This is a genomic window from Psychrobacillus sp. FSL K6-1464 (assembly GCF_038003145.1).
Classification (GTDB): Bacteria; Bacillota; Bacilli; order Bacillales_A; family Planococcaceae; genus Psychrobacillus; species Psychrobacillus psychrotolerans.
Window position 1 is genome coordinate 3,682,150 of sequence record NZ_JBBOOP010000001.1, and the last position, 18,616, is coordinate 3,700,765.

Annotated in this window: 21 protein-coding genes and 1 riboswitch; of the genes, 10 read left to right on the forward strand and 11 right to left on the reverse strand. The window is 37.2% G+C overall.

All coding sequences use genetic code 11. From position 1 onward, the window contains the following. Positions 1-75 precede the first annotated feature (75 nt). Entirely contained in the window at positions 76-729 is a 654-nt protein-coding gene (locus MKX39_RS19020; RefSeq protein WP_093537928.1) for a hypothetical protein, read from the reverse strand. Between the two features lie 13 nt (positions 730-742). Continuing rightward, positions 743-1,186 (reverse strand): ASCH domain-containing protein, encoded by a 444-nt coding sequence (locus tag MKX39_RS19025; protein WP_340771526.1) that lies wholly within the window; start codon positions 1,184-1,186, stop codon positions 743-745. A 206-nt stretch (positions 1,187-1,392) separates the two neighbouring features. On the opposite strand from MKX39_RS19025, the gene MKX39_RS19030 reads away from it, so the two are divergent. From MKX39_RS19030 to MKX39_RS19055, 6 genes are all read left to right on the forward strand, one after another. Next, positions 1,393-2,565: an alanyl-tRNA editing protein gene (locus MKX39_RS19030; protein ID WP_340771166.1), complete on the forward strand. Its 1,173-nt coding sequence runs from the start codon at positions 1,393-1,395 to the stop codon at positions 2,563-2,565. A 67-nt stretch (positions 2,566-2,632) separates the two neighbouring features. Further along, entirely contained in the window at positions 2,633-3,115 is a 483-nt protein-coding gene (locus MKX39_RS19035; RefSeq protein ID WP_340771168.1) for a hypothetical protein, read from the forward strand. A 148-nt stretch (positions 3,116-3,263) separates the two neighbouring features. Then, the gene (locus MKX39_RS19040; protein WP_340771170.1) at positions 3,264-3,659 is read left to right on the forward strand and encodes a MarR family winged helix-turn-helix transcriptional regulator; all 396 of its coding nucleotides are present in this window, start codon (positions 3,264-3,266) and stop codon (positions 3,657-3,659) included. Positions 3,660-3,851: 192 nt separating this feature from the next. Then, entirely contained in the window at positions 3,852-5,024 is a 1,173-nt protein-coding gene (locus MKX39_RS19045; RefSeq protein ID WP_340771173.1) for an MFS transporter, read from the forward strand. A gap of 103 nt (positions 5,025-5,127) precedes the next feature. Beyond that, a complete protein-coding gene (locus MKX39_RS19050) occupies positions 5,128-5,664 on the forward strand; it encodes a superoxide dismutase family protein (RefSeq protein WP_340764165.1) in 537 nt (178 codons plus the stop codon). A 14-nt stretch (positions 5,665-5,678) separates the two neighbouring features. Further along, complete coding sequence (locus MKX39_RS19055) at positions 5,679-6,764, forward strand: CAP domain-containing protein (RefSeq protein ID WP_340771176.1); 1,086 nt, start codon at positions 5,679-5,681, stop codon at positions 6,762-6,764. Between the two features lie 57 nt (positions 6,765-6,821). On the opposite strand, the gene MKX39_RS19060 is transcribed toward MKX39_RS19055, so the two are convergent. The 4 genes from MKX39_RS19060 to adh form a co-directional block, all read right to left on the reverse strand. Continuing rightward, positions 6,822-7,457 carry a DNA alkylation repair protein gene (locus MKX39_RS19060; RefSeq protein WP_340771528.1) on the reverse strand — a complete coding sequence of 212 codons (636 nt, stop codon included), beginning with the start codon at positions 7,455-7,457 and terminating at the stop codon, positions 6,822-6,824. A 35-nt stretch (positions 7,458-7,492) separates the two neighbouring features. Beyond that, positions 7,493-8,224, reverse strand: coding sequence for an oxygen-insensitive NADPH nitroreductase (gene nfsA, locus MKX39_RS19065; protein WP_340771178.1), 732 nt, complete (start codon positions 8,222-8,224; stop codon positions 7,493-7,495). A gap of 88 nt (positions 8,225-8,312) precedes the next feature. Then, positions 8,313-8,669 carry a DUF779 domain-containing protein gene (locus MKX39_RS19070; RefSeq protein WP_340764170.1) on the reverse strand — a complete coding sequence of 119 codons (357 nt, stop codon included), beginning with the start codon at positions 8,667-8,669 and terminating at the stop codon, positions 8,313-8,315. 23 nt (positions 8,670-8,692) lie between these two features. Beyond that, positions 8,693-10,213 (reverse strand): aldehyde dehydrogenase, encoded by a 1,521-nt coding sequence (adh, locus tag MKX39_RS19075; protein WP_093537937.1) that lies wholly within the window; start codon positions 10,211-10,213, stop codon positions 8,693-8,695. A 396-nt stretch (positions 10,214-10,609) separates the two neighbouring features. Between adh and MKX39_RS19080 the strand changes: the two genes are divergently transcribed. Then, positions 10,610-11,422, forward strand: a complete 813-nt coding sequence (locus MKX39_RS19080; RefSeq protein ID WP_093538028.1) for a YitT family protein — start codon at positions 10,610-10,612, stop codon at positions 11,420-11,422. A gap of 84 nt (positions 11,423-11,506) precedes the next feature. Here the strand turns inward: MKX39_RS19080 and MKX39_RS19085 are convergent, their stop codons facing one another. From MKX39_RS19085 to MKX39_RS19095, 3 genes are all read right to left on the reverse strand, one after another. Further along, positions 11,507-13,021, reverse strand: coding sequence for an acetyl-CoA hydrolase/transferase family protein (locus MKX39_RS19085; protein WP_340771183.1), 1,515 nt, complete (start codon positions 13,019-13,021; stop codon positions 11,507-11,509). A 222-nt stretch (positions 13,022-13,243) separates the two neighbouring features. Beyond that, positions 13,244-13,888 (reverse strand): LytTR family DNA-binding domain-containing protein, encoded by a 645-nt coding sequence (locus tag MKX39_RS19090; RefSeq protein WP_340771187.1) that lies wholly within the window; start codon positions 13,886-13,888, stop codon positions 13,244-13,246. 25 nt (positions 13,889-13,913) lie between these two features. Beyond that, positions 13,914-14,864: a TRM11 family SAM-dependent methyltransferase gene (locus MKX39_RS19095; protein ID WP_340771530.1), complete on the reverse strand. Its 951-nt coding sequence runs from the start codon at positions 14,862-14,864 to the stop codon at positions 13,914-13,916. Positions 14,865-15,004: 140 nt separating this feature from the next. Here MKX39_RS19095 and MKX39_RS19100 point away from each other — a divergent pair, with 140 nt between their 5' ends. After that, a complete protein-coding gene (locus tag MKX39_RS19100; RefSeq protein ID WP_340771189.1) occupies positions 15,005-16,666 on the forward strand; it encodes an FAD-binding dehydrogenase in 1,662 nt (553 codons plus the stop codon). A gap of 76 nt (positions 16,667-16,742) precedes the next feature. Here the strand turns inward: MKX39_RS19100 and MKX39_RS19105 are convergent, their stop codons facing one another. Further along, entirely contained in the window at positions 16,743-17,543 is an 801-nt protein-coding gene (locus tag MKX39_RS19105) for a serine hydrolase (RefSeq protein ID WP_340771191.1), read from the reverse strand. 176 nt (positions 17,544-17,719) lie between these two features. Then, a riboswitch (cobalamin riboswitch) is annotated at positions 17,720-17,908 on the forward strand. 36 nt (positions 17,909-17,944) lie between these two features. Here MKX39_RS19105 and MKX39_RS19110 point away from each other — a divergent pair. Together MKX39_RS19110 and MKX39_RS19115 are read left to right on the forward strand one after the other, a co-directional pair. Continuing rightward, positions 17,945-18,076 carry a hypothetical protein gene (locus tag MKX39_RS19110; protein ID WP_340771192.1) on the forward strand — a complete coding sequence of 44 codons (132 nt, stop codon included), beginning with the start codon at positions 17,945-17,947 and terminating at the stop codon, positions 18,074-18,076. Positions 18,077-18,128: 52 nt separating this feature from the next. Next, entirely contained in the window at positions 18,129-18,356 is a 228-nt protein-coding gene (locus MKX39_RS19115; protein ID WP_340764182.1) for a hypothetical protein, read from the forward strand. Between the two features lie 38 nt (positions 18,357-18,394). On the opposite strand, the gene MKX39_RS19120 is transcribed toward MKX39_RS19115, so the two are convergent. Beyond that, positions 18,395-18,571, reverse strand: a complete 177-nt coding sequence (locus MKX39_RS19120) for a hypothetical protein (protein ID WP_093537944.1) — start codon at positions 18,569-18,571, stop codon at positions 18,395-18,397. Between the last annotated feature and the right edge of the window lie 45 nt (positions 18,572-18,616).

Sequence of the window (18,616 nt, forward strand, 5' to 3'; positions counted from 1 at the left end):
GAGTTACCCACATGTTAATAACTTTCCAAAAGAAAAGCGACAATTATTCCACTGTGGATAATTAGTCGCTCTCTTTTATTGAATCGTTATTTTTCCTTCTCTATTTACTAGAATTTCTTTTCCAGTCTCCAGAACTATTTCTAGTGGAGAAGTTTTACTCATATTTTTAGAAAAATACCATTTTCTCTGTGGGGGAACTAATAAAATAAACGTATCTTTTTTTCCTAGAAAGTTTAATTCATCCGGTTCAATTTGGACATGTCCGGAAATAGGAATACCAATACTTTGCAGCTTTTCTCCTGTTTCCTCTACAAAGGGAGTAGTAATGCTTACCTCACTTAGATTCAAAAATGACTCGATGCTGAAATCACTCCATTTGTCTACATTTCTCCTTGCTATTAACTCAATCACATTACCCGTTGGATCTTCAAAGTAGAAAGCATCTGCTTCAAACCGAGCATAATAGATTTCATCTACAGATGCTTCTCTATTTAGCAACACTCTCTCTTTTGCCCAATGTTTTGCAAGGGTGAATTGGTTACCTGGTATATTAATGGCAAAATGATAGGAAGTCTGTAAATCGGAATGTCGAAAAATGAGCGTCGAAGTTCCAATTGATAGTTGGAAATATTCGTCTGTAGATTGTTCTATAGGAAGCTCTAAAACATTCCCATAGAAGCCTCGTAATTGTTTTAATTGATTTGTATATAGCGTTACTGTCTTAAACATATTCTCTCCTCCATTACTTAACGTCTATAAGTTCAAAACGCTCGCAAACTAGTAACATCTCTTCTGAAAACTCCCTATCTAATTCTTTTAACTCATTTGAGAAAAATTCGATATGTACCTTACGCCAATGTTCATAGCTAAGATCCCCTTCTCCTTCTGCATAAGCAAAATCCAAAGGTACCTCTTTCATCGGCATTATTTTCACGTCCGATGTCCGAATTATACAAACTGGTTCATCCTTACTATTAAGTACAATACTATAATCGTTTACCATAGGAAGTGGCTCATTCTCTAACTCATAATGTAAATGCAATGAGCAGGTAGCAGATTTTACTCCATCCTTTACTAGCTGAGCCAATTCATCTGGAATACCACCAAACTGCCATGCAGTGACTGAAAGCGGCTTTTCTTTTCCAACAAAATACGTATCCCAATACTTTTTAGCTAATGCATTCATCATAAAAACCTCATTCAATTTATTTTTTCTTTAAATTCAGTATATTAAACTACGTCTGTAATTACTATTGCAAAGGTAGATTTATTCTTACCTTACATACGTATTAACATTAGCACTCCAACTTGTTTATAATTCTTGTATATTTGTTATAAGCATTTTGCTTTAAAAGCATGCTCAAAACTTTCCAATCCAAAGGAGCCATTTAAATGACTAATAAACTCTATTATGAAAATCCCAACATCCAATCCTTTCATGCAAAAGTAATTGAACAGCAGCAAGATTATGTTGTTCTTTCCAAGACTGCCTTTTACCCTACCGGTGGTGGTCAGCCGCATGATCTTGGCCTGTTAAACGACGTTGAAGTGACAAATGTAGAAATAGTTGATGGTGAAATTAGACATTTCATTAATAATCCTTTACCTGAAAATACTTTGGAGGTAAAGGGACAGCTTGACTGGAAGAGACGTTTTGATCATATGCAGCAACATGCTGGTCAACATATCCTATCGGCAGCCTTTGAACAATTATTTGGATTCCAAACGGTTAGCTTCCATTTAGGAAAAGATACAGTGACGATTGACTTAAATGCAGCCGAAGTAACAGAAGCACAGTTAATAGAAGTAGAGCTACGTGCAAATCAAGTAATTCTAGAAAATCATCCTATTGAAACAAAGTGGATAACGGAAGAGGAATTATCAAACTTCCATTTACGAAAAGCGACATCAGTAAAAGAAAATATTCGACTCGTCATCATTCCTGACTACGATTACAATGCATGCGGGGGAACCCATCCATCCTCTACTGGGCAAGTAAGAGCTATTAAAATTCTTCAGACAGAAAAACAAAAGAAACTTGTACGAGTGGAGTTCATATGTGGGGAAAGAATTCTTACACATTTACATAGAAAACACCAGGTACTTGTAAATTTAGTTAGTACATTAAGCACTCCCGAAGACAAAATTATTAATGCAGCCAAAAATCTTTTAGCACAAAATTCCGCATTAGAAAAGGAAATAAAAGATCTATCCAATTCTCTTTTAACATATAAAGCAAGAGAGTTAAGAGAAAACTCAGATGGAACTACGATTACTTGTATACTCGAAAATAGATCGATGCAAGAGCTTCAAAAACTAGCTAAATTAGTCATCCAAGACACCCCACAATCTATGTGTATTTTAGTCTCTCACAATGATGACAGGCTACAAATTGTCCTTGCGAAAGGAAGTAATGTAGTACAAAGTATGAAAGATCTCATTACACATATTTTGCCTTTTATCCATGGCAAAGGCGGGGGCAACGAGAACATGGCTCAAGGTGGTGGAGAGAAAATAATAACAAGTGAACAATTAATCGAAATAGCTAAATCATATATCCATTAAGCACCGTTCCACAAATGTCCTCCTGACATATACTAAGTTGATTACTCTATGAAAGGAGGATTAAGCAATGAACAATCAATTTCCTTTTCCACAAGGTCCAGGCGGTCCCCAAGGATTTCCACCTATTGAAGGACAACAATTTAGAAATCCACAGTTTCCTGGAAGTATGATGCCACCATTTGGAAATCAACAATTTCCTGGGAACTTCTTCCCTCCGTTTGGTCAACAACAAGGGCCATCATTCCCTCCTAGCTTTCCACCAGGGGGTCAACAAGGTGGTCAACAAGGCGGTCAACAAGGAGCTCCGACTAGCCCACCACCTTCTTTCGTTCCACAAAGACAAAGTGTCGGGGTATTTGCTGTAGATCCTGGTTCCATCCGAGGTTGTCTATTCCGCAATACGTATGTCTGGCTGAATAACGGCAATTCTTTTTGGCTTTACCCTACGTTTGTCGGCAGAAGATCTGTATCAGGGTTTAGATGGAACGGATTCATGTGGACTTACTACGGAACAGATTTGGAGAGAATTTCCTCTTTTCAATGTTTTTAATCTAGAAAATGTACCGAGCATATTGCTCGGTTTTTTTATTTCACTTAAATAGCATAACTATGTACTCTTTACAAATATTATTTTTCGCCGTAACATATATTTAGTTAGCTAAGTAATTTGGATTTACATAAAAGGAGAGTTTCACTCAATGAATCCACTTATTCACGAGCTTTTTCAAAAATATCGTTTTTTAAAACAGGAAGTTAATCATACTTTAAAAGAATTTAATTTATTCGCTTCGCAGTGGTCAGTTCTTTACTGTATCCAAAAGCATAATGAAATGACATTGACACAGATTTGGAAATACTTAAACGTAGAAGCACCCACTATTACAAGAACGGTTAATAGGTTAGCTGAGCTTGGTTGGATTGAAATCTCTTCTGGTAAAGATAGACGAGAAAAAATTGTAAAACTGTCTGAACATGCGCTACAACAGTTTCCAGTTATCAACGAAGCGATGAAGGAATTTGAGGAACGAGTTCTCAATGGCTTGTCCAAAGAAGAAGAACTTCAATTGTTTGAACTGCTACAAAAGGTAAAATAAAGAGATAAATTAAAGTTAGAAGGAAGCGATTGACCTAGACGAAGCCACATGTGGCATCTTCTAGGTTCTACTTCGTGCTTTGATGGGTTAGTATATCTCTGAACTCTTACGATGGTATGGACGCCAATGTAGGATTGATTACTGGACTCCCTTTGGTCAGACCATAAATACGAGATATACAGGAGGATTATTATGTTAAAAACTAAAGAGCCTATATGGACGAAAGCATTTATAAGTTTGTTTACTACAAACTTTTCTATTTTTATAATTTTTTATGGACTTGTATCGGCACTTCCACTTTACGCTACAGATGTATTATCGCGCTCAGACGAGGATGCAGGTCTATTAATGACTATCTTTTTAGTTTCCGCAATTGTTACTCGTCCTTTTTCCGGGAAAATATTAGACCTAATTGGAAAGCGCAAGGTATTATGGCTTACTCTGTTCCTGTACTTAGTATGTACAGGCCTTTATTATTTTATTGAACCTTTTGAAGGCTTGTTAGCACTACGATTTGTACAAGGTATTTTCTTTAGTATTGCTACTACCGCTAGTGGTTCGATGGCTGCAGATAATATTCCTATTTCTAGACGTGGTGCTGGACTAGGCTATTTTACGATGTCTACGAATTTAGCAGTTGTAATCGGGCCGTTAATAGCTTTGACCCTTATGCAATCTTTCTCCTATGATGTCATGTTTTTATCTTTAACGGTTTTGCTTCTAATTGGCTCCATCGCAGCATTACTAATACCTGAGGGTAAAAAAGTGGAAGTTACTTCCCCTAGATCGAAGTTAACGTGGAATGATCTTTTTGAAAAAAAGGCATTACCTGTTGCTTTAATAGCCAGTTTAGTTGCTTTTTCTTATGCTAGTGTACTTTCTTACCTATCTATTTACTCCCAAGAAAAAGGTGTACTTCACTTAACTAGTAGCTTTTTTGCTGTCTTTGCTATCGTGATGTTAGCGACACGACCATTTACAGGTCGAATCTTCGATGAAAAGGGACCAAAATATATTGTTATTCCAGGGCTTGTCTCGTTCATGATCGGACTTGCCTTACTTGCTTTTATGAACTCCCCATTCCTTTTCTTACTCTCTGGTGCATTTATTGGCCTAGGTTATGGTGCTGTAGTTCCGAGTTTTCAAACACTTGCAATTCAGTCCACGAAGCATGAACGTAGTGGATATGCTACGGCAACATTTTTCACGCTTTTTGATACTGGTCTAGCTATAGGTTCTTACATTTTAGGACTTATCGCCACTCGACTTGGTTATCAAAATTTATATCTCTTCTCTATTATTTCTCTCATTATTGCGCTGGTTCTGTTTATTGTAAGAGTAAAAAAAATACAACGTCCTGTATAGCATAGAGGGTGAACCCTTTATTAGTTAGTTTTTAATCTATGTATATAAAAGCCCTTATTTTGGTAATACTGGAACCATTAAAGTATTTCAAGGAGGACAATACATGAGAAAGCAAATCGTAATTCCATTACTAATAGCAGTCACGGCACTAGGAGGGTGTAATTTCCCTTCTGCAGACGCTGATCTAAAAGATGCAGTGCAGGTTTCATTATTGAATACAGAAGGTAAAGAAGTAGGGAAAGCCACTTTGTCCGAGCATTCCAAAGGAGTGCATATATTATTAAAAGCAGAGGGTCTTACTCCTGGCATTAAAGCAATTCATTTCCATGAAAAGGCAAGCTGCGAAAAACCTACTTTTGAATCCGCGGGTGCTCACTTTAATCCAACTGGAAAAGAGCACGGGTTTGAAAATGCAAAAGGCTATCATTTAGGAGACTTACCAAACATTGAAGTTGGAGAAGATGGTACAGTAGAGTTAGAAACTGTATCTCCGGCGGTTGTTTTGACTGCAGGAAAAAGTAACTCATTATTAGATGCGGATGGAAGTGCCCTTGTTATTCATGAAAATGCGGATGATTATAAAACGGATCCTTCCGGAAATTCTGGTGGAAGAATTGTATGCGGGGAAATTAGCAAGTAGTTTGGAGGTTTAACATGAGAAAAATAGGCTGGTTACTACTTTTTGTTATAGCGCTATTCTTTACTAGACCTTTATGGGAAGAGTACACAGTAGAATACGTTGATCTGGCATTCCTAAACCCCGTGGACGACTGGATTGATTCACTGGAAGTAGAACAATATTTGGATGAAGTAAAAGCATACTGGATGCAGGCAAAAGATGAACCAGCCTCTCATATTGCAGCATCAGATCAAAAAACTTTACCAGGTACTGGAATTGAGTTAGACGAAATAAAAATAGGGATGAAAAAAAGTGAGATTGAGAAAATTCATGGTAATGCTAAACGAGTTAGTCTAAATGAATATAGTTTAGTATGGCATACCTATCATGAAAACTATCAAAACTTTATGATGGTTTCCTATGATAGTAACAACCGGGTAAATGCCATGTTTACCAATCAGCCTTCTGAATCTTCTTTTTTAGGTCTACAAATGAATAGTACTAGGGAAGAAGTACTCTCACAATTGGATGAGCCTATTAAGAAACTGAAAAAAGGGAATATCATCTACCTCCTACCTGATGCAGGTGAATATGATTTGTTCTTAATTGATAATAACTATGTAACTTTTTTCTATGATCTCCATGAAGATAATACAATAACAGCCATTCAAGTAGTCGAAAAATCTGTAGAAAAAAATCATAAATCTACTTTTGGGGTACCTTCGGACGAACTGAAGAAAGGATTTGAATTTCAGCTTTTTGATCTTACGAATGCTGCTCGAGTAGTTCATGGTCTTTCTGTTCTATCTTACGATGAGAGTGTGAGCAACACCGCTCGAAAACATAGTGAGGATATGGCAATTCATAACTATTTTAGTCATGAAAATCTAGAAGGAAAATCTCCATTTAATCGATTAGAGGAAGATGGACTGAGTTTCTCTTATGCCGGAGAAAATCTAGCATATGGACAAACTAGTAGTATTTTTGCTCATGAGGGATTGATGAATTCATTGGGACATCGGAAAAACATTTTAAGTGTTCATTACCAAAATCTTGGTGTCGGCACCGCTTTTGATAAAAAATCGACTCCTTACTACACAGAAAACTTTTTCACAAACTAAGAGGTTGTCTCTAAGTCAGTGTTCACTGATTTTTAGGGACAACCTCTTTTTGTTTACTCATTTAAAATGTTTTAACGCTTCTCTCTTACTTAAGGGAGCAAGTGTATGACTTCCAACAAATTCTTGCACTACTTGGGGACTTGTTTTAGCATATTCCCTCAATACCCAGCCAATGGATTTTTGAAGAAAGAATTCTTTTGATTCTGCATGACGTTGAATGGTCGCAAATAATAACTCTTCATTTGTTTTGTCCTTGTATTTTAACTGATGTAAAATAGATGCTCTATTCGTCCACCTATTCGAGGACTTGGCCCACTCGACCATCACGGCTTCTCCTTCCATTCTGTTTGCCAGGACAATATCCCCTACTATTTTAGGAGCGATAGAATCTACACTATCCCACCAAGATTTCATTTCAATGAGTTTTAGACAAAACAGTAGATCCTTTACAGCTAACTGTTTTTTATAATTGGATAATAATTCAATTGCTATGTAATGATATTCTCGTTCTTCTAACTGGAACAATCCCCATACTTCCTTTTCCATATCTTCATACGGTGGAAGTTCCATTTCATTAGTCATCGCTTTAAAAAGCTGTCGACGTTCTGGTGTTTTAATCCCAAGAAAGGGGAAATGATTTTTCATATACTTGGCCATGGGTAGTGCGATTTCATCATTTCGTTTAGGCTCCATATAACCTTTAACTTGCTCTATTGTCCACTCTTTTTTCACTTGAGAGTAAATCCTTTACTCGCCAAAAATTCTGCCATATGAGGTCTTCTAGGCGTCTCCAGGAATTCAGCCATCGACTTAGTCCAATTTGCGGTTTTCTGATTGGAGCCACGACTTTTATAATAGTCTTCCATTGTTTGATCATACTCAGGTAATAACACTTCATATTTGGCACTATTATAGTTATTTTCATGTAATACTGCAGTCACTGGCAAACGAGGTTTGACCTCATTTTGCTGATCTGGAATACCAAGAGTTATAGCAAATAGAGGGAATACTCCTGTTGGCAATTCAAACAATTGACTAATTGCTGCTGGTTCGTTACGTACTCCTCCTATATAACAAATACCAAAACCTTTTGCTTCTGCTGCAATGACTAAATTTTGCGCAAAAAGAGCAACATCAACTGCTCCTACTAACACATTCTCAGTTGTATCTATAACAATATCTGTTTGCTGTAATTTACCTGCCACCTCTAAACGGTGAAAATCAGCACATAATAATAATGCCGCTCCAGCAGTTTCAAATTGCGTGGGATTTTTAGATAATCTACCTAGTTCTGCTTTTTTCTGTTCATCACTTACCCAGATAACACTATATGCTTGCACGAAATGTGAACTAGCAGCATGCTGAGCAGTCTCCACAAGTTCGGATACTTCCTCTTTTGTTAATGTATAATCTTTATACTTTCTGACAGACGAATGCTTTCTTAATAATTCTTGAACCAAAGTAAGAACCCTCTTTCATCATAAAATTACTTTTAGTATAACCGAAAATAGCGAAGTAGAGAGTTATACACTCTTTACTTCGCTTCATTCATACTTGTAATTGATTGTTTTCTTCTTGTGTAAATGCTCGAGATCTTGTTAAAAATCGTTTTCCCTCTACACCTTCCAAGGAGAACATTCCACCACGACCTACCACTACATCTATGATTAGCTGCGTATGCTTCCAATAGTCAAACTGACTTTTGTGCATATAAAATGGAACATCCCCAATTTTTCCAAGAAGTACATCTTGGTCACCTATGATTAGATCACCTTCCGGATAACACATAGGAGAAGAACCATCACAACAACCACCAGATTGATGAAACATCAAAGGTCCGTGCTTAACTTTCAATAGATCAATGAGTTCTAGTGCAGCGTCAGTAGCAATTACGCGTTCAACCATCTACACTCACCCTTTCTACAGCATCAGAAGAAGCCTTGCTTGTTTTCACTATAACTTACAAGAAGGTTTTTCGTTTGTTGATAGTGATTAAGCATCATTAGATGATTTTCTCTACCAATACCCGACATTTTGTATCCACCAAATGCTGCATGTGCAGGATACTGATGATAACAATTTGTCCATACACGACCTGCTTGAATTTTACGTCCAAAACGATATGCAGTATTCATATCACGTGTCCAAATACCAGACCCTAAACCATATAACGTATCATTAGCTATTTCTAGTGCCTCTTCTTTTGTTTTAAATGTCGTTACCGAAACAACAGGTCCAAAAATCTCTTCTTGGAAAATACGCATTTTATTATTTCCTTTGAAGACTGTCGGTTTTATATAGTAGCCTTCTGCTAGTTCTCCGTCTAATTTGTTTTGTTCTCCACCGATTAAACATTCTGCTCCTTCTTGCTTTCCAATATCTAAGTAAGAAAGGATTTTCTCCATTTGTTCAGTTGAAGCTTGTGCTCCCATCATGACAGATGGATCTAGTGGATTTCCTATTTTGATAGCTTCCACGCGCGCTATGACGCGTTCAATGAATTTATCATAAATAGATTCTTGTATTAGAACACGCGAAGGACAAGTACATACCTCTCCTTGGTTCAAGGCGAACATAACAAACCCTTCTACCGCTTTATCCAAAAATGCATCATCTTCGTCCATAATATCTTCGAAGAATATGTTTGGTGATTTCCCACCAAGCTCTAACGTTACTGGTATTAAATTTTGCGACGCATATTGCATAATTAAACGTCCAGTCGTAGTTTCCCCAGTAAATGCAATCTTACTAATTCGTGGACTTGATGCTAAAGGCTTTCCAGCTTCTAATCCAAACCCATTGACAATATTTACTACTCCAGGAGGCAAAAGATCTCCAATTAGTTCCATCAACACTAGGATAGATGCTGGTGTTTGTTCTGCTGGTTTCAAGACCACACAGTTCCCGGCAGCAAGTGCTGGAGCTAGCTTCCATACAGCCATTAGAATAGGAAAATTCCAAGGAATAATTTGTCCTACCACTCCTAATGGTTCATGGAAATGATAAGCAACGGTATCATTATCAATTTGACTTAAACCACCCTCTTGTGCACGAATGGCACCAGCAAAATAGCGAAAATGGTCAATAGCTAGTGGGATATCCGCATTCAACGTTTCTCTAACTGCTTTCCCATTATCCCAAGTTTCAGCTACTGCTATCAATTCAAGGTTTTCTTCTATTCTATTCGCAATTTTATTTAAGATATTTGCTCTTTCCGCAACTGAAGTGGAGCCCCACGCATCTTTAGCACCATGTGCTGCATCCAATGCTAGCTCAATATCTTCTGAAGTAGAACGGGCAACTTGTGTAAATACTTTACCTGTAATTGGTGTAACATTTTCAAAGTATTGTCCTTTAACAGGGGGTGTCCACTCGCCATTAATATAGTTTTCATACTTGTCCTTAAACGATACCTTCGAGCCTTCTGTATTCGGAAATGCATAAACCATTTTCTATTTCCTCCCCTTCATATCTATTTAGCACATTCCATATATTATGTAAGACGCAATCTATGTATGCGCTTTCAAAACTATTAAAATAAAAAAATAGTCTTACCGTCATTTTGACAGACTATATGGAATATTACAATAATAACGGTTTCATTAAATATTAAAATTGACTACAATGTCCCTTTTAGAAATAGAACTTTCAATATTACTATTCTCACTTCTTTTAGTAAGGTCAGTAATTCTTCCTTCCTATCTATAGATTTTTTCTATAAAATAAATATATGATTACTTTCAGGAAAGAGGAGATTAACGTTGAGTGATTTAACATGTGAAATCAAACCTATCAAAACTCCCCACCGAAGTACCCCTAAGAAAGTCGTGTTTGTTCGCTTATTAATGATAGCAATAGGTGCTATCTTAATGTCTATTGGCTTAGAACTATTTTTAGTCCCTAACCAAATATTAGACGGTGGTGTTGTAGGGGTATCCATCATTATTTCCCACCTAACTGGAGTTCGTTTAGGTATTTTTATATTCATCCTGAACATCCCATTCTTTTTCCTCGGATATAAACAAATAGGAAAAACCTTTGCTTTATCCACATTATTTGGCATAACAATTCTATCGATATGTACTTCTTTCCTCCATAATATTGATGCTATTACACCTGATTTACTACTTGCTACTGTATTTGGAGGTATCGTTCTAGGAACAGGTGTTGGGCTAGTTATTCGTTATGGTGGCTCCCTTGATGGTTCCGAAATACTTGCTATTTTATTTAACAAGGCTACTCCATTTTCAGTTGGAGAGATCATCATGATTATAAATCTTGTCATCTTTGCAATTGCTGGTTTTGTTTTTACTTGGGAACAGGCTATGTATTCGTTTTTAGCATATTTTATTGCTTTTAAAACGATTGATATTGTAATTCAAGGATTAGATGAGTCAAAATCTGTCTATATCATTAGTGAAAATATAGAAGATATTGGTGATGCAATTATGGACCGGTTGGGTCGTGGATTAACTTATTTACACGGTGAAGGAGCATACACTGGGGATAATAAAAAAGTCATTTTCACCGTAATCACTCGATTAGAGGAAGCAAAACTAAAATCCATTGTGGAAGAAATAGACAGCCATGCCTTTTTAGCTGTTGGTAATATTGCTGAGGTTCGAGGAGGCCGCTTTAAAAAGAAAGATATTCATTAGACTGTAAGCCTCCGACAAGATCACCTACTACAAGCTTTATGCTGTACCTGAAGAAAAAGCCGACTCAAATGAGTCGGCTTTTTTCTATATTAAAGCTTTTTCTTTACTGAGCATCGTTCCATTTTTCGCCAGATCTGTGTGGAATGAAAATGCTTTTTCTAGGACATGCGGAGTTTGACCGCCTCTAGTTAATGCTTCTTCATAGTAATCTTGTAACTGTCTTTTGTACATCGGATGTACACAGTTATTAATGATTAACTCTGCACGTTCTCTTGGCGCTAAACCCCGAAGATCTGCATAGCCCTGCTCTGTTACGACTACATCTACATCATGTTCCGTGTGATCGACATGAGCCACGAAAGGTACAATACTGGATATGTTACCGCCTTTGGCAATAGATTTAGTTACAAAAATAGCTATTCTAGAGTTACGAGCGAAATCGCCTGAACCACCTATTCCGTTCATCATTTTGGTACCAGATACATGTGTAGAGTTAACATTTCCGTAAATATCGAACTCTAAAGCTGTATTAATAGAAATAAGCCCTAAACGACGAATGATTTCCGGATGGTTTGTAATTTCTTGTGGTCGTAACACTAATTTATCTCGATATTCCTCCAAGTTACCATACACTTTATCCATCATTTCTTGTGAAAGTGTTATTGAACATGCAGAAGCAAAATTAACTTTGCCAGCATCGATTAGCTCAAATACGGAGTCTTGAAGAACTTCCGAATATACTTGTAGATCTTCAAATTCCGAGTTAATCATGCCGCCAAGCACAGCATTGGCAACAGAACCTATACCCGCTTGAATTGGAGCTAACTTATTAGTTAATCTACCATTGCTCACTTCTTGACGCAAAAAACCGATTAAATGTTGGGCCATTTCCTCTGTTTCTTCATCGGGTGGGACAATAGGAGATGGTGAATCCAAATTGTTAGTAAACACGATTCCTCTTACTTTAGATGCATCAAAAGGAATTCCTATTTGACCAATACGATCCTCTACTTTTGATAAAGGAATTGGTAATCTACTTCCTGGATCTGCAGGTTCGTATATATCATGAAGGCCTTCTAACATTTCCGATTGTGCTACATTAATTTCTATAATTATATTTTTTGCTTGCGAGACAAAAGTTGTAGAGTTACCTACAGATGTGGTTGGAATAATCATTCCATCTGCAGTAATTGAAACCGCTTCCACAATTGCAAAGTCAATAATTGGCAATACACCCGAACGTATTAACTCCGCTGTGTGAGATAAGTGCTGATCCACAAACAAATGATCTCCTGTATTAATATGTTTGCGCATCGTTGCATCCGCTTGAAAAGGTAAGCGTTTATGCACAATTCCTGCTTCGGATAGTAATTTATCAATATCAGATCCTAAAGAAGCACCTGTAAATATATTCACTTTAAATGATTCATTGACCGCTCTCTCTACTAGTGCAAATGGAACCGCTTTCGCATCTCCCGCACGTGTAAATCCACTTAACCCTAATGTCATCCCATGTTGAATCCATGAAGCAGCTTCTTCTGCTCCTACTACTAAATTATGTAAACTAATATCTTTAACACGATCCAAATTGTTAAACATAAAGTATCCCCCTCAAAAAGTGCATTTAAATTATTTTACCCCCTTTTGTCACAATTTTGTTGAAACTTGTCGAAGACACATTTTATTTGTCCTAAACAGAATATATTCATACCAGAACAGAACAAATTTCCCTAGACAGTGATATTTAAGCGCTTTTTATAGAAATTAATAAAAAAAACGCTTGAATGTCAGAGTAATTACCCCTTATTCAAGCGCTTTGTATTAAAATCCCAACAATTTCCGGAAATAACTTGCATAAGATTGACTAACAGAAATTTTTTCTCCATTTGCCATAGCTAGTACAAAAGTTGAATGTGTATCCGGAAAAATCTCTTTAATTTGATGTACATTAACGATAAAAGAACGATGACAACGTATGAACATTTCTCTTGGCAATCTATACTCAAATTCTTGAAGTGAGTTAGTATGATTTCCTTTGAAAGATGTAGTTACAATATGAGTTTTACGATCTTTTGCCTCTAAGTAAATTACATCGGAAAAAGGAGTTGGAATCCAACCGTCTTGTGTTTTGATAGTTATGACAGATTTCCCCTCTGTAAATGCCGGGTAAATAGCTAGCACACAACCTTCTAGTTCCCCTTTATGTAAGAAAGGAACGGCCATTCCATTATATGGGACACCAAAAACCTCACGATTGATAAATTCCGATACCTTTTGTCTACTTTGCAATGCTTTATAAGCTAAAGTTTCCTCCTTTAACAAATCTCCAGGAAGAATCTTTAAATCGATACGTTTACTAGGGCGATAATAAATATATTTTTCTGTATCAGTAACAGCAATAGACACTTCATCTGAAAATAGTTCACCAATTACATTTAATAAGGCAACTATGGATAAATCCTTCATCCTTCCATCCCCTTTTTTAGTTAATCTACTGACAAACGACTATTTCACGTGTAAATTGTTGTTTTTTCGTTATACACCGGTCTGTGATATGCAAACCTACAGTATTTAGTCGATCATCCATTGACTCAATCGTAACGATAACTACTTTTTTGGCAATTCTACGAGCGTGTTTTAAAATAGTAAACTGGTCTTCCCAAGAAGCATTTGTATATAAATTATACGGTAAATCTATTATTGCGACATCATACATCTCTTCGATGTCTTCAATTGCACTCTTTCGAACATCTCCAGTCAGTCCAAAGTATGCTATATTTTCCCTAGAACCTTCACATACAAGCGGGTTAATATCTCTTCCTACAATATCAATCCCCATAGATAATGCCTCTACTAGTACCGTACCAATACCGCAGCAAGGATCAATAGCTTGAATACCTTTCGGATGTGGAACTGCAATATTCGCTACTGCTCTGGCAACTCTTGTGCTTAGTGCAGTAGAATACTCTCGCGGTTTCTTCATATGATTAAACCAAATAGGTTCGCTTTTCGTGTATAACCCGAAATACCAACGACCTTCAAATGGCACTACAGCGAATAACTGATCCGGATTTTGTAGATCAAAGTTACCTTGCATATCACTTCCAATGGCTCTTTCTATACGAAGCCTCTCCGCATTCTCCACCTTATCTTTTCCTTGGCGGTCATTTATCTTTAAAAATATTACTTTATTCGTTTCTTTTTCTGAACCAAAATTGGGTGCTTGGGAGATAATTTCCTCCACTTTGCCCCCTTCAGCTAAAACCTCTAGTCTTCCTTTCATAAAAGGACTTCTACTAGGATCAATTTTTATGAAACTCTTTAAAATTTTTGTTTCGGTGTCTTTGTCAAAAAAAGAGCGCATCTCTAAATGACACAGAGAGCGTTCGGCCTCGTTATAAGCATATGTATATATAAATGCCGGTTGTCGGCTGTTGTTCATCAATATATTCCCTCCAATAGTGCCTCTATTATATCATGGGTCACCGTTCAAATCATTTTTACAACAGTGAATAGTAATTCATAATTTTATAGAATATAATAAAAATAAGTTTCAGAATTATTGGAAAATGAGGGATATGGATGGAGTGGGATGTCATAGTAGTCGGTGCTGGACTAGCAGGACTTGTTGCTACCGCTGAACTTGCGGATGCAGGAAAGAAAGTTTTACTACTGGATCAAGAGCCTGAAGCATCATTTGGAGGTCAAGCCTGGTGGTCATTTGGAGGATTATTTTTAGTAGATTCCCCAGAACAAAAAAGATTAGGTATTCAGGACTCATATGAACTCGCATGGCAGGATTGGCTTGGAACAGCTGGGTTCGATCGGGAAGAGGATCAAGATTACTGGGCGTTGAAATGGGCGGAAGCTTATGTTCGGTTTGCAACCGAGGAAAAACGTGATTGGCTTCACGAACAGGGTGTTCGATTCTTCCCCGTAGTAGGTTGGGCGGAACGAGGAGGCTATCTTGCAGATGGACATGGAAACTCAGTACCAAGGTTTCATATCGTATGGGGTACCGGACCTGGTATTGTGAAACCTTTTGAAACTCGTGTTCGAGCTGCCATGTCCAAAGGAAATGTAGAATATAAACCTCGACACCAAGTAGACGAACTTGTCATGGACAATGGAAAGGTCATTGGTGTGAGTGGTTCATTATTAACTCCTAGTTCTGCTGGTCGTGGAGAACCAAGCCCAAGAGATGTGGTTGGCCATTTTCAATATGTAGCTAAATACGTAATGGTAACGAGTGGTGGAATTGGCGCTAACCACGAACTGGTAAGAGAAAACTGGCCTTCACGGCTTGGGGAACCTCCTAAACGTATGATTTCTGGAGTGCCAGAACACGCGGATGGACGAATGCTAGCCATTACAGAGAAAGCTGGTGGTCGCTTAGTAAATAAAGATCGCATGTGGCATTATACAGAAGGTATTAAAAACTGGAATCCAATCTGGCCACTTCATGGAATACGTATATTGCCAGGCCCATCCTCCATCTGGTTAGATGCCACAGGACAACGATTCTCTGCTCCAAACTTCCCTGGTTTTGATACTTTAGGAACGCTAGAGGCTATCCAAAGAACTGGGTATGACTACTCTTGGTTTATACTTACCGAGAAAATTATTGAAAAAGAATTTGCCCTTTCAGGATCTGAGCAAAATCCAGATTTAACGGGGAAAAGTATCAAACAGGTTTTGAAGCGAATTTTACCAGGACCCACTGCTCCAGTGAAGGCCTTCATGGAAAATGGAGAAGATTTCATAGTATCTAACAATTTATCCGACCTAGTAGATGGGATGAATAAAATTACTGGCGATAATCTCTTAAACTTAGAACATATTGAGAACCAACTACTAGCTAGAGACCGTGAAATGGATAATAAATTTACAAAAGATCTTCAAGTAACGGCTCTTCGAGGAGCTCGAAACTATATAGGTGATAAATTAATACGTGTAGCATCTCCCCATAAATTATTAGATCCTAATAATGGTCCTTTAATTGCTGTTCGGTTAAATATTGTGACTAGGAAAACACTTGGTGGATTGCAAACTGATCTCGACGGCCGGGTACTAAATGATAAAGGCCTTGCCGTCCCTGGGCTTTATGCAGCCGGTGAAGTAACTGGCTTTGGTGGAGGAGGAGTTCATGGGTATCGCTCTTTAGAAGGGACATTTTTAGGTGGTTGTATCTTTACAGGAAGAGAAGCAGGAAGGGCCTTGGTTCGTAGCCTAAATCAAACTTAACTCGATTACTGAAGTTTCCTATTCTGAATTAGTTACGGACGACATGCGTTGTATATCCATGTCGTCTTTAACCAATTTACCGTAAGTATTTGTATATTTCTTCTCCAATTTGAGCAAGAATTCGTTTCGAAAGTAAATCATCTTCATCCTTTGATAAAACCGTTGCAATTAACTTTCGGTTCCCTACATAAAAGATTCCAGCGTCGTGACGTGTTCCAGGAATCCATCCAGTCTTATTGGCTAACTCCCATGGCGTCATCCCATAATCAAAATTAGAGTATGGAGACGGTAACCTTTCAGGTAAACAATCACGTACCTGTTGTTTCTTCATCACTTCTACCATTTGACGACTTGCTTTACCACTCACTAAATCTCCCATAGCCATCTTATGTAAAAGTATAGCTATATCCACTGCTGCTATCCGATTAGCACCTTTGGGATTAGACTTACTCAACATGAGCTTGTTATAAAAAGTACTATATATCATTCCTGCTTCCTTCATAGAATTTTGGATATCGTCAACTCCTACAAGGTCGATTAGTAGATTAGTTGCCGTATTATCACTTTGAATAATCATCAGCATTATGATGTCTTGAAGGGGAAGAGATAATCCTGGAGTAAAATGTTGCAATACACCAGAACCTCCCACATACTCTTTTTCATTGAGGATGATTAAGTCCATTAAAGACAAGTCTCCTCGGTCCACTGCTCTATAAACTGAGGCCATGATTGGTACCTTAATGACACTTGCCGCATAAAAAAGCTCCTGTTCATTATGTTCCCATTTCTCCCCTGAATTTAAGTCCTCTAAGACGATTCCCCAAGTGCCTTTTGACTGTTCTACGAGTTTTTGTACCTTGCTCACAAGCTCTTCCACAATTCTTCCCCCCTATAGAAAATCTATTTATTTTATTATAGACTAACACTTGTTTGAATATTACATTAATTATAAACTATAAAAAGCAAATAGATTTATAGATTTACAATAAAGCTCGGTTTTAACTTTCTATCAACTGAATATTAAATTTTTTATGTTATAGTAAAAGAACAATTGAATAATGTGTAGACTTAGGTGTTCGTTTACGAAAGTAAATGAACTTAAAAGGGAAGTCGGTGAAAAACCGACGCTGTCCCGCAACTGTAAATGGGAGCAATTCTACTATATCCACTGTATGTCATTATGGGAAGGATAGAAAAGCGATGACCATGAGCCAGGAGACCTGCCTATTTCAAGTACACACCAAAAACCTACGCGGATAGGGGGTGTTAAGTGCAGCTATGAACAAGCAAATGCTTGAAATTGCTGTCGTACGAAAAAGCGCAATGAAAACACTGGAGATATTGACTCTTTTCGGTGTGTATTTTGTTACGTTTCAAACGTCTCGACAACAACCAATCATATCCAACTAGCATCTTCTTTTAAAAGAGGATGTTTTTTTATGTTGAAGAAAGGAATGTTGAAATGACTATCGGCACGAAAGAAGATTATATAAATAGATTTAAAAATGTATTAATGACTAATAATATTGGAAGCTCATCCATTTCACTGGATTTGATATTTGAAGCCTTTGGAAAAGAAATTGATACTATCTCAGAAATACACGAACAAGACAAAACTAAATATGTACTCAATTTACAAAAAGCATATAAACAAATTAAAGGTGAGATTTCAGGAATGAAAGAAGATTAAATAAAAAAAGCGAACCGATTTTGAATCGGTTCACTTTTTTATAGGTCTTGATAGTCTCTTTGAAATTTACCGCCGTCTTTTACTTCAGAATGATAAAGAGCTTTTAAAGCAAAGCTTTTCTCTAAATCATGCTCCTTCATAACCTCTTTTAAACGTTTGCTTAACTCTGGGCTATATTTCACTAGTTCTTCCATTTTCGATTTCGAATATTGCATGAATTGTACCTTCTTTCTACGTTGTTAGTCTATCTAGTATAGCAC

Excerpts from the sequence above, each read along its gene's own strand:
- MKX39_RS19020 (WP_093537928.1), bottom strand. The coding sequence starts at position 729 with ATGTTTAAGACAGTAACGCTATATACAAATCAATTAAAACAATTACGA.
- MKX39_RS19025 (WP_340771526.1), bottom strand. The coding sequence starts at position 1,186 with ATGAATGCATTAGCTAAAAAGTATTGGGATACGTATTTTGTTGGAAAA.
- MKX39_RS19030 (WP_340771166.1), top strand. The coding sequence starts at position 1,393 with ATGACTAATAAACTCTATTATGAAAATCCCAACATCCAATCCTTTCAT.
- MKX39_RS19035 (WP_340771168.1), top strand. The coding sequence starts at position 2,633 with ATGAACAATCAATTTCCTTTTCCACAAGGTCCAGGCGGTCCCCAAGGA.
- MKX39_RS19040 (WP_340771170.1), top strand. The coding sequence starts at position 3,264 with ATGAATCCACTTATTCACGAGCTTTTTCAAAAATATCGTTTTTTAAAA.
- MKX39_RS19045 (WP_340771173.1), top strand. The coding sequence starts at position 3,852 with ATGTTAAAAACTAAAGAGCCTATATGGACGAAAGCATTTATAAGTTTG.
- MKX39_RS19050 (WP_340764165.1), top strand. The coding sequence starts at position 5,128 with ATGAGAAAGCAAATCGTAATTCCATTACTAATAGCAGTCACGGCACTA.
- MKX39_RS19055 (WP_340771176.1), top strand. The coding sequence starts at position 5,679 with ATGAGAAAAATAGGCTGGTTACTACTTTTTGTTATAGCGCTATTCTTT.
- MKX39_RS19060 (WP_340771528.1), bottom strand. The coding sequence starts at position 7,457 with ATGGAGCCTAAACGAAATGATGAAATCGCACTACCCATGGCCAAGTAT.
- MKX39_RS19070 (WP_340764170.1), bottom strand. The coding sequence starts at position 8,669 with ATGGTTGAACGCGTAATTGCTACTGACGCTGCACTAGAACTCATTGAT.
- adh (WP_093537937.1), bottom strand. The coding sequence starts at position 10,213 with ATGGTTTATGCATTTCCGAATACAGAAGGCTCGAAGGTATCGTTTAAG.
- MKX39_RS19080 (WP_093538028.1), top strand. The coding sequence starts at position 10,610 with ATGATAGCAATAGGTGCTATCTTAATGTCTATTGGCTTAGAACTATTT.
- MKX39_RS19085 (WP_340771183.1), bottom strand. The coding sequence starts at position 13,021 with ATGTTTAACAATTTGGATCGTGTTAAAGATATTAGTTTACATAATTTA.
- MKX39_RS19090 (WP_340771187.1), bottom strand. The coding sequence starts at position 13,888 with ATGAAGGATTTATCCATAGTTGCCTTATTAAATGTAATTGGTGAACTA.
- MKX39_RS19095 (WP_340771530.1), bottom strand. The coding sequence starts at position 14,864 with ATGAACAACAGCCGACAACCGGCATTTATATATACATATGCTTATAAC.
- MKX39_RS19100 (WP_340771189.1), top strand. The coding sequence starts at position 15,005 with ATGGAGTGGGATGTCATAGTAGTCGGTGCTGGACTAGCAGGACTTGTT.
- MKX39_RS19110 (WP_340771192.1), top strand. The coding sequence starts at position 17,945 with ATGAACAAGCAAATGCTTGAAATTGCTGTCGTACGAAAAAGCGCAATG.
- MKX39_RS19115 (WP_340764182.1), top strand. The coding sequence starts at position 18,129 with ATGACTATCGGCACGAAAGAAGATTATATAAATAGATTTAAAAATGTA.
- MKX39_RS19120 (WP_093537944.1), bottom strand. The coding sequence starts at position 18,571 with ATGCAATATTCGAAATCGAAAATGGAAGAACTAGTGAAATATAGCCCA.